Source organism: Bdellovibrio bacteriovorus (assembly GCF_001592735.1).
Classification (GTDB): domain Bacteria; phylum Bdellovibrionota; class Bdellovibrionia; order Bdellovibrionales; family Bdellovibrionaceae; genus Bdellovibrio; species Bdellovibrio bacteriovorus_D.
In genome coordinates this window covers 151303-164428 of sequence record NZ_LUKE01000004.1, presented here as the reverse complement: position 1 = coordinate 164428, position 13126 = coordinate 151303, and the positions used below count along the sequence as shown (strand labels likewise).

Here is a 13126-nt window from a genome sequence, read left to right as displayed (position 1 = left end):
TCATCATGGGAACTGAGCGGAGGATTTTTTAATTTCCTCCCCCACGGGTTCTAGGACCGAACCGAAATGCTTATTTAGAAAGCTTTCAATGATCGCGTATTGAGCCATCGTATTTTCAGGCTTTCGGGTCCCATGCCCTTCATCCGGAAAAAGCACATAGTCGACCGGAATTTTTTTTGCTCTCATTGCATTCACGATCTGGTCCGCCTCAGCTTGCTTAACTCGCTGATCATTAGCACCTTGAATAATTAATAAAGGCTTTTTGATTTTTTCGACATGTGTTAGCGGAGAGTTTTCCGCCAAGATCTTACGCCCCTCTTCTGTGCGTGGATCACCCACGCGTCGATACAATGTCGTTTTAAAGCTTTCCCAGTAAACCGGTGTACTCTCTAAAAGGGTGAATAAGTTTGATGGACCGACGATGTCCACACCAGCAGCAAAATAATCGGGCGTGGTGGTTAAGGCTGCCAATGTCGCATACCCCCCATAAGATCCGCCCATAATGATTATCTTATCTCTATCACAAAGACCTTGCGCTAACGCCCACTCGCACGCATCAATGAGATCATCATGCATCGTCTTGGACCACTGCATGTCCGCTTTGTTGACGAAATCTTTTCCAAATCCCGTACTTCCTCGAAAATTCACCGACAATGCATTGTATCCGCGATTCGCTAACCACTGATGTTCAGGGTCAAAACGCAAATCATCTCGTGACCACGGACCTCCGTGGACCGTTAATACCAATGCTCGTAAGGAATTATCTTTGGCTTTAGTAAGATAGCTCACAAGATTTAATCCATCGCGTGACTTGATGACCACCGATTCAGTACGGTGGAGCTCGGAAGCATAAGCTTCCAGTTTTTCACGAATTAGAATTGGCTCGCTTAATTCATCCCTTTTGCATTCGTAAAAATAATATCTTGGTGCTTGGCCACTGTCTTCGGTGAAAAGCAACCAGGTGTCATCATCAAAACTTTTTGAAACGATTTTAAATCCACATCCCAGTTTGGCTTGCAGTTTTATATAGCTAGCTTCAAAGGCGGCACTCAAGAAAACCACCTCTTTTTTATCGTACTCGAGAAATGCGGCTAAAGGCATTTTCGATTTAGAATCCATAAGCAGGCTATTTACGTCCGCCAAATCGGAAGAGGCCAGGACTTCGGATGTTTTACTGGGAATATTATATTTTATAAGAGCAGCCGTATTTCTGCCTGCACTTTCTAAAGAATAAAGATTATCTCCAGAGGCATCGAACTGAAGAAAATAGGTCGCCATATTGTCTTCAAACGAAATTTTTTTGAAAAATTCAAATTTTCCTGAATCTGAATTCAACAAATAGACATCGTCACTCGCATCCGGAAGATTTTTAATGGCAAGTCGAATTTTAAGATGAAGATCCGTCAAGGTGTAAGAAAAATTTTGATCATTCTGAAAAACCATCTTCTTTTCTTTGGTTTTCAGATCTACTAAATAATTATCAAAGTAACGAGGATCTCGTTCGTTAGTTAAGATCAAAACCTTATCGGGGTGTAAATATGAGACATTGGATATACCTGTGGTGTAAGTTCCAGGTTTTGTGATCTCAGTCACTTCAAGGGTTTTTACATTAACTGAATACAGGCCGAAGTTTTCATCACCCAATTTATCTTGCATATATAAAATGATGTCGTTGGCATAGGGCCATTCAAATGTGAATATCCCGCGCCCCTTATCTTGAGTTACGGCGCGGGCTGAATCCGGGCGCCCCTTTTCCTGTACGAACACATTCATGACACCGTTATAGGGAGCCAAATAAGCGACGTATTTACCGTCCAAACTTAAACGCACCATGGATTTATCAACCGGACCAAAAAACTCGCGTCGTGGAACTAAGGACATGCAAACTCCCCTCTTGGAAGAATCATCCTCGCAAAGATCTGAGCCCCTTGGCAAGACCGATCATGCCAAGGCCGATGGCCGCAACAAAAAGGGCGATCGAAGACGAACTAAAGCGCGCCAGCGCGCCCCAGGTGACGGCCCCCATGGTCATGCCGGCGTAAAACACGCACATAAAAACACCGAGCATGGTCGATTTTAAATGGGACTTCCCCGTGACTTGGCGCGAGCTCATGTTCATCAGTGTCGCTAGCACAATCCATCCCGTCCCACCAAAGAACATCGCTGCACACATGAGATAGTAATTAGGAGCGGTTGAAAGTAAAAAAACACCCACTGCATACACGATGTAAGAACCTGCCAAGGACTGATTTGTTTTTTCTGGCGCCATCACTCGATCGGACATCAAAGCACTGACACAAGCACCCAATCCGAAAAATGCTAAAAGAGACCCGTATTGCAAAGAGCTTAACGACAGCTCCACCCGGCCGCGCATCGGGTAAAGAGCCCACAACGAGGATGCAAAAAAAGTGACAAAGAAAATTTCAAGCCACAGTTTTAAATTGTGCAAAGAGAATAACGGCACCCAATCTTCCGGCACAATGCGTGCGGTTTCTTTATTTTCAACTTGTTCCGGTATCGGCCAACGTAAGAAAAATAGAATCAAACCTAAAAAAGACAGGGCGTTAAAGAGAAAAGCGCTCTGCGCCCCAAAAGCACTTAAAAGTCCTCCCCCCATCGTGGGACCCAAAACACGGGTGATGTTAATACCCATGTAATACACAAGCACGGCCTGAGCTTGTTGGTGATGGGGAACAAGATCCGTCAAAACACTTTGAAAAGCGGGATTGGTCATGGCGTAGCCAACCCCCATGCATAGCGACAAAACCAAAAGACTTAATTCGGTAAGCTGATTCTGCCACACCAAATACCCTAATAGAGTGGCCGAACAAAACATTAAAATCTGCGCCGTCAAAAGAACACCCCGACGATGCCCTAAATCGGCGACATATCCCGCAGGGATACTTAAAAACACAATCGGCAAATTGGTGGCAAAACTAAGAAGCGCGATGACTAAAGGCGAAGTATTCAGATGAGTCATCATCCAACCCGCCGCCACGTCTTGAATCCACGTTCCTAAGTTCGATAAAAAAGCACAGATCCAAAAGGATCGATAAAGATTTAACTTTAAGGGGGACCAGACTGAGTCTTTCATACCTTCAATCTTCGCGTGATCTTACCTAATAAATCTTTGGCTTGCGGTAATTGCAAAGCAAGGCCTAAGGCAAAATAACAGATTCCATAAACAGAAAGTGCGACCACGGCTTTCACGATGATATGCCAGTGGATGGGCACTAGACCATGCCCCACGGCAAATCCCGCCGCCGCCCCCAAAAATGCAATCAGCCACACCTTGCCTTGAAACTTGACAGGCAAACCGGTGACGCCGATTTTTTTATTTAAAGATCGACGAAGAAAATAAAACTCAATCCAACCCGCAAGCCCCGAAGACGCCGTCAAGCCCGCCGTTCCCCAACGAGCATCTAATCCCAACATCGGCGGAACGTAGAACGCAAATAAGATTCCCAAAAGTGTTGTTAAGGTCACGCGTACGATCGCAAATTTTAACGGTGTGCGCGTATCTTTAAGCGAATAAAAAGTCGAAGAATAAAGACGCCCTAAGGTGGACGCCAGCAAACCCACGGCGGAACCCGCCAACACAATCCAAACATAGCGCGTGCTATCGGCTTGGAATTCACCGGTTTGAAAAACCGCACCCACAATAAAGTCACCCAAAACCAAAAATGCCACCACCGAGGGAATCACAAAAAAAGCAATTTGCTGCAACCCACGATTAAGGCGTGTCTGTAAATACCCTTTCACTTCTTCTTCTGAGCCTGTGGCTTGCGACATCGCGGGCAGCTCGGCCACCGAAACACTCATCCCAAAAAGACTGACCGGCAAAAGATATAAGGTCTGCGCATAAGCCAAAGCCGAAACCGCCCCCGTGGGCAGCAAGCTGGCTAAGACGTTATCGATATAAGCACTGATCTGCACCACACCGCGGGACACAACACCCGGAATAAAGTTTTTAATGACGATCTGCACGTCCTTGATTTTGGTATTCAGCGATGGACGCACTTTGCCTGCCAAACGCAACGCCGAGGGCAACTGAATTAAAAACTGCAAAAGACTTCCCGCCACCAGGCCCCAAGAAACCGTGATCGCTAAATTGAACTGATCTTGACGAGGTCCCCAAGCAATAAGAGTGGCAATGATCGCGACATTCCAAATAACCGGTGCCACATAAGAAAGAAAAAAGCGGCGATGCGAATTTAAAATTCCCAAACACCAAGCGGACATAACAAGAAAGCCCGTGCCTGGAAAAAGGATCTGCACTATTTGAATTGTCAGTTGCCTTTTTTCCCCTTCAAAACCGGGAGCAATCAAATCAATCATCAAAGGTGTGGCAAACACCCCCATGATGACTAAAAAACTTGTGGTCAAAAACAACAAACTGCCGACAACCGAAGCCACTCGCGCGGCATCTTCGTCATGCTTTTTTGCTAAAAGCTGAGCGTACACCGGGATGAAACTTGCCGACAAAACACCTTCACCAAAAAGATTTTGCAAAAAATTAGGGATTTTTAAAGCGGCCTTAAAAGCATCACCGGCGTCCGAGTTTCCAAAGAAATGAGCAAAGATGCGCTCACGGACAAGCCCCGCAATACGGCTTAAGAAAATTCCTAGACCCACGAGCAAGGCATGACTTTTCACTCTTTAACCCTCTAAGACTCTTTACGATTCTTCGGCAACCGTTTCGTCTTCGTCACTTTCGTTCATTTGCAGCAAGATGCGTTCTGCCAAGACTCGGTTAAAGCCTTTTAATTGCGCAATTTCTTCAGGTGCTGCCATCTTGATTTCATCAACAGACTTGAAGTGAGTCAAAAGAGTTTTCTTTCTTTTTTCACCTAAGCCTATCACATAATCAAGTTCACTCTCTAAACTGGTATTTTCACGCAGTTTACGGTGATAAGTGATGGCAAAACGATGGGCCTCATCCCGAATGCCGCTTAAGATATATAATGCTTCGGCATTGTGCTTAAAGATCACCGGATTCGCCCTTCCCGGCAGGAAGAATCTTTCTTCCGTGCTTTCCACAATCGCTTTTTGGAAATCACTTTCGGTGCGTGCTTTGGCTAACCCGACCACTGGGATATCTTGACGACCGATTTCTTTTAAAATTTTCATGGCCTGGGACAATTGTCCCTTACCACCATCGATCACCACTAACTGCGGATCTTCGTATTCGGTGTGCTTAAACCTTCGACTTAGAACCTCATACATCGAGGCAAAGTCATCAATTCCCGTCACGGTTTTAATTTTATAACGACGATAGTGTTCTTTGGCGGGCACGCCGTCTTCAAAAACCACTTGCGAAGCAACGGTTTCAGCGCCTTGGAACGTGGAGATATCATAACACTCAATCCGGCGGGGAATGTCCGCCAAACCGAAGCGCTCTTTGATTTCTTCTAGGCCGCGGCGTTTTTCTTCGGATTTAGAGACATATTTCACGAAATGCGATTTCGCGTTTTCGTTTGCCATATCGACCAAGTTACGACCGCGTTCGTCCGTGGCGAATCGGACGGTCACCTTGTTGCCGGAGCGTTCATGCAGAACTTCACCCATCAATTTTGACAAATCTTGTCCGATATCTAATGGCAATAACACTTCATCCGGGATGAAGTTGTCTACGTAATATTGATTTAAGAAATCCACCAACCACTCTCGAGAGTCTTCGTTGATATCATTCGGATCAAAGTGCGGCAAATAATGCGATCGGGTCCCGATCACCCTTCCCGCGCGCACGTGGACAGTTTCAATCAAGCAACCCCGCTCATCGCCAAAAAACCCAACGGCATCTTGGTCTTTTTCCGAGGTGTCGTTGATGACCGCCTGTTTTTGCATAATAGACTTCACGGCCTCGATCGAATCGCGCAAGCGCGCGGCGACTTCAAATTTTTCTTCTTCGGCAGCTAGGCGCATTTTTTCGGTCATCGCTTTAATGACTTTACGACTTTGTCCTTTAAGGAAAAGTTTTGCGCCTTCCACCTCAAGTTTATAGTCTTCTTGCGAGATATAACTGACACACGGGGCCGTGCAACGCCCGATCTGATAAGTCATGCACGGACGCTGGCGCGTATTAAACATCGTATCGTTGCAGTCGCGAATTTTGAAAGTTCTATTTAAAAACTTAATCGTCCCGTGAACCGCAAAGCCTGACGTATAAGGACCAAAATAAAGTGACCCGTCCTTTTTCACTTTGCGAGCTAAATACAAGCGTGGGTATTCATCCCCCCAAGAAAAACGAATGTAAGGATAAGCCTTATCATCCCGCAGGCGGATGTTATATTTAGGGCGATGCTTTTTAATCAGCGAAGCCTCTAAAAGAAAGGCCTCCACTTCGGTTTTGGTCAGGATGTATTCGACTTCCATGATGTTTTGCACCAGAAGTCGAGTTTTGGGCGAGTGTCCGTTAGAATCTGAAAAGTAACTGCGAACGCGGTTGCGCAAGTTTTTTGCTTTGCCGATATAGATAATCTTATCGGCTAAGTTTTTCATGATGTACACCCCACTTTGCGTGGGGAACTCACGAACCTTGTCGCGCACCTCTTCGAACTTACTTGAGGCCATCCTTGACGACCTCCGCTGAGTCCTTTTCACCCTCTCCGCTTCTTACGGAAAGCTCTAAAATTTGCAATCGTTTGATCTCATCCCGAATCTTCGCGGCTTCTTCAAACTCTAAGTTCGCCGAATATTCTTTCATCTGAGCTCGCAGCTTATCGATTTCTTTTTGAATCTTATCCGGGGCTTCAGCAAATTTATTGCGTAAAGCCGCCTTTTTATTTTCCCCTTGAAGCACCGTCGCCGACAACGTCCCGTCAAAAACTTCGCCCAAACCTTCGCGGATTTTTTTGCGAATGGTTTGTGGTGTGATACCGTTAGCCTCATTGTATTCCATTTGAATACGACGACGACGCTCGGTTTCGCCCATGGCTTTTTCCATGCTTTCTGTGATGGTGTCCGCGTATAAAATCACCCGGCCGTTAATGTTACGGGCCGCGCGACCAATGGTTTGGATCAGCGATCTTTCGGAACGCAAGAAACCCTCTTTATCGGCATCCGTGATACCGACCAAGCTGACTTCCGGAATATCTAAACCTTCCCGCAGCAAGTTGATCCCCACTAAGACGTCAAACACCCCTAAACGCAAATCACGTAAGATTTCGGTGCGTTCCATGGTCTGCACTTCACTGTGCAGGTATTTCACTTTGATGCCCAAGTTTTCATAATATTCGGTTAAGTCTTCCGCAGAACGTTTGGTTAACGTCGTAATCAATACACGTTCTTCTTTAGCAATACGATCGCGGATTTCTTTTAAAAGATCATCAACTTGATGTTTTACCGGACGCACTTCCACAACCGGATCAATCAAGCCTGTTGGGCGAATGATCTGCTCAACAATAATACCTTCAGATTTTTGCAGCTCGTAATTTCCCGGTGTCGCGGAAACGTAAACGATCTTATCCATCATCGATTCAAACTCTTGAAAATTTAAAGGACGATTGTCTAAGGCTGATGGCAAACGGAAGCCGTGCTCCACCAAAGTCATTTTACGTGCGCGGTCCCCCCGGTACATCCCGCCAATTTGTGGAATCGTGACATGGGACTCATCCACGAAAGTGATAAACTCTTTAGGGAAATATTCTAACAAGGTCGGAGGTGGCTCCCCCGGCCCACGCCCTGTCATGTGGCGCGAATAGTTTTCAATCCCTTGGCAAAAACCCATTTGCTCCATCATCTCAATATCGTAATACGTTCTTTGCTCTAACCTTTGAGCTTCTAAGAACTTCATGTCGCGATTGAGTTCCACCAATCGTTCCCGCAGTTCCTCTTGAATGGTGCGAATGGCGCGCTTTAAGTTGTCATCACTAGTAACGTGGTGACTTCCCGGATACACGGCAATCTGATCAAGCTCTTCTAAAACCTGCCCCGTTAACGGATCAATCCACGACAGGCGTTCGATATAATCACCAAAAAATTCAACGCGAATGGCACGACTGTCTTCATAGGCCGGAAAGATTTCCACATTGTCCCCGCGCACACGCACGGTTCCACGCGAAAAGTCGACGTTATTTCGTTGATACTGAATTCGAATCAATTCGCGCAAAAGATGATCGCGTTTAACCTCGGTGTTGGCGACGATTTGAATCATCATGCCTTCATAGGCTTCCGGCGAACCCAAACCATAAATACAAGACACGGAGCTCACGATAATCACATCGCGACGATCAAATAAAGACCGGGTCGCGGAATGGCGCATGCGATCGATTTGTTCATTGATCGCCGAATCTTTTTCAATATAGGTGTCGGTGGAAGGAATGTAAGCTTCCGGTTGGTAGTAATCATAATAACTGACAAAGTATTCAACGGCGTTGTGCGGGAAAAGTTCTTTAAACTCGGCATAGAGTTGAGCCGCTAAAGTTTTATTCGGAGCCAACACCAACGCGGGCTGATTCAAACGCGCAATAGTATGCGCCATGGAAAAAGTTTTTCCTGAACCGGTCACACCTAAAAGCGTTTGGTGTTTTAAACCGGCGTCAAAATTTTCCATGATTTGTTCAATGGCTTTTGGCTGATCGCCAGAAGGTTTGAACTCGGACACTAGCTGGAAGTTTTTCTTAAAAGAAGCCATCCCTTCGAGTGTAGCACCAAAACTAAAAAGGTGCCTGGCTCTTTTTTGGGTCTATGCCGCGTCATTCTTAAGTCGGGCTCGTGGTGGGACTCCCTTTTTGAGTCCTGACATGTTTAAATTCGGCCATGAAATTAGCAAAACGCCTTAGCTTAGTTATAATTTCGGTTATTTTGATCGGTTCGATCGGGATTTATTTATTTTTACGACAATCCCTCGCGCCCATGGACGGCGAGCTTAAACTTGAAGGACTTTCGCAAAAAGTCATGGTCACTCGCGATGCCCACGGAATTCCGCATATCAAAGCCGAATCTAAGCTAGACGCCTTGCGAGCTTTGGGTTTTGTGATGGCCAGCGAGCGACTTTTTCAGATGGAATTATCTCGACGCCTGACCCAAGGTCGCCTGTCAGAAATTTTCGGCAACGTCGCCCTGCCCTCGGATAAACTTTATCGCAGTTTGATGCTTCGCCGTTCGGCCGAGCGCATTGTTCAGCACCTTAAAGACACCCATCAATTCGATGAGCAGATCTGGAAAGAGATGGAAGCTTACTTTGACGGCATCAACCAGTACGTGCGCACTCAAAAGCCGCCTTATGAATTTGCGCTTTTAGGAATGAAGCCCGAAGAGTTTGTCCCGATGGATGCGTATATCTTAGCCGGACACATGTCTTATGTTTTCGGTATCGCCTTAAAGGCCGATCCGCTCATGACCGAACTTTCTAAAAAACTATCACCGGAAAAATTCCAAGCTTTGCGTGCTGACATGTTAAACCATGACGCGAAAACAACGGCCAAAGTCAACGCCCGCGTTGAAACGGCCCTGGCGCAGATTGATTTTTTAAATTTGCCTCACTTTGAAGGGTCCAATTCTTGGTTGATCGCTCCTTTCAGGTCGGCATCAGGGAAAAGTATTTTCGCCAATGACCCTCACATTGGATTTTCCAATCCTTCTATTTGGGTGGAAGCGCATATTCAAACCCCGGAATTTGAATTGTACGGCCATTACCTGCCCCTCATTCCTTTTGCAGTCCTAGGCCACACTCGTCACCATGCTTGGGGATTTACGATGTCCGTAGTGGATGACATGGATCTTTATCACGAGACCTTAGATCTTAAAAATAAGACCGTCGTGTTTAAAGGCAAGCCGCAAGCTTATGAAGAATGGCAAGAGATTATAAAAGTAAAAAACGAGCCGGATGTCGTCTTAGATATGATTGAAACACCTCACGGTCCGGTCATGAATCACTCCCTTGAAACCAAAGATCTGAGTCTGAAATGGGCCTTTCATTCTAAAACCAATGACTTGATTCAAACCGTGCGCAACATGGCCGAAGCAAAAACGATGGCCGAATTTGAAAAGCCTTTACAGCGTGTCACTGCCCCGGGCCTGAACGTCATGTACGCGGATGCCGAAAACATTGCTTGGTGGATGATTGGCGATATTGCACTTAAGAAAAACCCAAACTCAGATCTTATTTTAGATGGTGCTAGCGGCAATGATGAATATATCAAAGTCTTGCCATGGAAAGAACATCCCCATCAGGTCAATCCCGCAAGTGGTGTCATCATCACGGCAAACTCGCGTCCTGATTCTTTTCCCGCCGGCATCAGAGGCGATTGGCAACCTGAGGACCGCTTCCAAACCATCACTAAACTTTTAGCCGAAAAACAAATCTGGTCCGCCGAAGAGTTTAAAAAAATACAAAGCTTGAACTTTAATAGCAACGCCGCTTCGATCCGCGGAATTTTATTAGAAGAACTTAAACTGAACGCCGAAGAACAAGAAGAATACAAAGACGTGATCTCAGCCTTCAAAAGCTGGGACCTGCATTCAAATATCGACTCCCAAGGGGCGGCGATCTTTCATCTTTGGTGTGCGAGCGCCATGCGCGTGATCTTAAAAGACCTCACGCAAGCCGAAAGAGACATTTATCTTATGGGCGCGGCCCCTTGGACCGCGTTTAAAAGAATTCTTTTTAATGCCGACTCTGCGTGGTTTGAAGAAATAAATCGCAGCCAAACTGTGACCCAAGCCTTTCGCGATATGATGGCACAATTCCCGCGAATTCCAGTCTGGGGAGAACTGCACACCATTGAATTTTATCACCCCCTAGGTCGTATGAAGCCCTTAGATAAAATATTTAACGTCGGCCCCTACCCGGCCCCGGGGGCGTATAACGAAATTAATAACAACAAATATTGGTCTTTTGCGGGAGCTGACTTTAAGGTCACGGCGGGCGCCTCCACGCGCCGAATTATTGACATGGCTCATCCAGAAAAAAGCTTCGGGGTGAACCCCATAGGAATTTCCGGTCACATCCTTTCCCCCTTCCGAGCAGACCAAGTCCAGCTTTTCCTTAAAGGCGAATATCGTGACCAGTTGATGGACGATAAAGACATCCAAAACGCAAAAACCCACGAACTCGTTTTGACACCATTGTAGTTCGTCAAAAGTTATCTTTGTATGATCACAGTCTTTCCCCAAAGCCTCAGGATTTTTGCGCAAGACTGTGCCACGCTTAAATGAAGCACGCGGGAGGCTCGTTTATGCTAAAACATTTTTTTTGGATCTTAGCGGCTGCGACTCTTTTAACTTCTTTCGCACAAGCTTATCCACGCATCGGAGATAAAGTTCAATGGAAGGGTTCGTTACAGTTAAAAAGCGGCGATTCTTCGCCCGTCCATATCACGAAAGAAGTTGTTAGCTATGACGAAGCCACCAAAAAATGGCGTGTGAAGTACGTGGCAAGCGTGGGTGACAAAATCACCACCGAATTTATTGAAACCGCAGACCTTTATTCCCCAGAAAAACATAAAAAAATGATCTCTGGCTGCCTTGATCAAGGCGGAAAATTAGAAGACGTAGCAACTTCTATCGGTAAATATCAAACCTGCAAATTGACCACGCAAACGGCTAGCGGCATGACCGTGGACAAATGGTGGGGAGATATCCCTTTTGGCGTTGTTAGCCGAAATACACGTGACAGTGCCGAGGTCGAAACCCCGGACTTAAATGCAATTGCCCGGGATCTTTAAATTATTTAGTGACTTCCCAATGCGTCCCCGTGGCAGAGTCACTGACACTGATACCCATATTCACTAGCTTATCGCGATATTCATCGGATTTGGCAAAATCCTTGGCTTCGCGAACCTTGGTGCGTTCGGCAACCAAAGCATCCACGACCGAGCGTTCGATGTTTAGTTTTTTAAGAAGCATATCATCAAGCTTGATCAAAAACTCTTGAGCGGGCTCTTGGAACAAAGACAACATCGCGCCAAATTTATTCATAAACTGCATGAATGAATAAGATTTTGCCTGCAAGGTGGGGTTTGCCTTTAAACCACGACGGACTTGGTTGTTAAACTGACGAATCACCTCAAACATGGAAGCAAAAGCCTCGGGCGTGCCGAAGTCATCATTCATCGCCGTTTCAATTTTCGTCCAAGCCTCGCCGGTGATTTTATCAAACGCCGGGTCCCCAGCTTTAACATCGGCCGTTAAATAAGTCTGCGCTGCGGCCATTGAAGAATACACGCGCGCCAATCCTGACACCGCACGATCCACCGCCGCGTCACTAAAATCACTGACCGTGCGATAGTGGACCGACAAGATCATCCATTTATAGATTTCCGCATTATACATCTCTAAGAATTCGCGCATCGAGATGATATTACCTAAAGACTTAGACATTTTTTGTGAACCAAAGTTCAGCATATTCCAATGCACCCAGTATTTAACGAACTGTTTGCCCGAGCAGCCTTCACTTTGCGCAATTTCATTTTCATGATGCGGGAACAGTAAATCCATCCCACCACCATGGATATCAATCTGATCACCAAAGATTTTTTGGATCATCGCGGAACATTCAATATGCCATCCCGGACGCCCCGGCCCCCAAGGAGATGGCCAAGAAACTTCGCCCGGTTTTGCCGATTTCCAAAGTGCAAAATCAAAAGGATTGCGCTTGCGATCATCGACATCGATGCGATTGCCGGCTTGTTGGTCTTCGGTATGACGCCCACTCAGTTTCCCATAGCCCGCAAAAGAATCGATGGCATAATTCACGTCCCCTTGGACTTCATAGGCTTTTTTCTTGCCGATAAGGTCTGCCACCATCGCCACGATGTTATCCATACTTTCGGTGACCTTAGGGTTCATGTCGTGTGGACGAAGACCTAAGTTTTTAAAATCAGTTTTGTATTCGGCGATGTATTTTTCCGCTAAGTCGCCAGCAGCCATACCACGCTCATTGGCACGCGTGATGATTTTATCATCCACGTCGGTGAAGTTCAGGGCGTACTTGACAGTGAAGCCCGAATGTTCAAGCCAGTTGCGCAAAAGATTAAAGAACACCACACCACGAAAATTCCCGATGTGCAAAAAATCGTAAACCGTCGGACCGCAGACATACATCGTCACGTGTCCTGGCTTTAACGGCACAAACTCTTCAGTTTTACGAGTCAGGGTGTTGTAGATCTTTAGTGACATGTTT

8 protein-coding genes are annotated in these 13126 nt (G+C 46.1%); 2 read left to right on the top strand and 6 right to left on the bottom strand.

What is annotated here, in order from left to right; all coding sequences use genetic code 11:
* Positions 1–3 precede the first annotated feature (3 nt).
* From AZI86_RS15815 to uvrB, 5 genes are read right to left on the bottom strand one after another with little or no spacing between them, the layout of a single operon-like run.
* The gene (locus AZI86_RS15815; RefSeq protein ID WP_061836246.1) at positions 4–1881 is read right to left on the bottom strand and encodes an alpha/beta hydrolase family protein; all 1878 of its coding nucleotides are present in this window, start codon (positions 1879–1881) and stop codon (positions 4–6) included.
* 22 nt (positions 1882–1903) lie between these two features.
* Positions 1904–3094, bottom strand: coding sequence for an MFS transporter (locus tag AZI86_RS15810; RefSeq protein WP_061836245.1), 1191 nt, complete (start codon positions 3092–3094; stop codon positions 1904–1906).
* Positions 3091–4656, bottom strand: a complete 1566-nt coding sequence (gene murJ / locus AZI86_RS15805) for a murein biosynthesis integral membrane protein MurJ (RefSeq protein ID WP_172798017.1) — start codon at positions 4654–4656, stop codon at positions 3091–3093. The genes AZI86_RS15810 and murJ overlap by 4 nt, the downstream gene beginning before the upstream one ends.
* A gap of 21 nt (positions 4657–4677) precedes the next feature.
* Entirely contained in the window at positions 4678–6573 is a 1896-nt protein-coding gene (gene uvrC, locus AZI86_RS15800) for an excinuclease ABC subunit UvrC (protein WP_061836244.1), read from the bottom strand.
* Positions 6560–8635, bottom strand: coding sequence for an excinuclease ABC subunit UvrB (uvrB, locus tag AZI86_RS15795; RefSeq protein WP_061836243.1), 2076 nt, complete (start codon positions 8633–8635; stop codon positions 6560–6562). Before uvrB ends, uvrC begins: the two co-directional genes overlap by 14 nt.
* Before the next feature lie 125 nt (positions 8636–8760).
* Here uvrB and AZI86_RS15790 point away from each other — a divergent pair, with 125 nt between their 5' ends.
* Complete coding sequence (locus AZI86_RS15790) at positions 8761–11076, top strand: penicillin acylase family protein (RefSeq protein ID WP_081111966.1); 2316 nt, start codon at positions 8761–8763, stop codon at positions 11074–11076.
* A 104-nt stretch (positions 11077–11180) separates the two neighbouring features.
* The gene (locus AZI86_RS15785; RefSeq protein ID WP_061836242.1) at positions 11181–11669 is read left to right on the top strand and encodes a hypothetical protein; all 489 of its coding nucleotides are present in this window, start codon (positions 11181–11183) and stop codon (positions 11667–11669) included.
* A gap of 1 nt (position 11670) precedes the next feature.
* Here AZI86_RS15785 and cysS read toward each other — a convergent pair whose 3' ends face one another.
* A complete protein-coding gene (cysS, locus tag AZI86_RS15780) occupies positions 11671–13122 on the bottom strand; it encodes a cysteine--tRNA ligase (protein ID WP_061836241.1) in 1452 nt (483 codons plus the stop codon).
* Positions 13123–13126: the final 4 nt, after the last annotated feature.

Bases quoted from the DNA above. Each gene is read 5' to 3' on its own strand.
- AZI86_RS15815 (WP_061836246.1), bottom strand. From the start codon at position 1,881: ATGTCCTTAGTTCCACGACGCGAGTTTTTTGGTCCGGTTGATAAATCC.
- AZI86_RS15810 (WP_061836245.1), bottom strand. From the start codon at position 3,094: ATGAAAGACTCAGTCTGGTCCCCCTTAAAGTTAAATCTTTATCGATCC.
- uvrC (WP_061836244.1), bottom strand. From the start codon at position 6,573: ATGGCCTCAAGTAAGTTCGAAGAGGTGCGCGACAAGGTTCGTGAGTTC.
- uvrB (WP_061836243.1), bottom strand. From the start codon at position 8,635: ATGGCTTCTTTTAAGAAAAACTTCCAGCTAGTGTCCGAGTTCAAACCT.
- AZI86_RS15790 (WP_081111966.1), top strand. From the start codon at position 8,761: ATGAAATTAGCAAAACGCCTTAGCTTAGTTATAATTTCGGTTATTTTG.
- AZI86_RS15785 (WP_061836242.1), top strand. From the start codon at position 11,181: ATGCTAAAACATTTTTTTTGGATCTTAGCGGCTGCGACTCTTTTAACT.
- cysS (WP_061836241.1), bottom strand. From the start codon at position 13,122: ATGTCACTAAAGATCTACAACACCCTGACTCGTAAAACTGAAGAGTTT.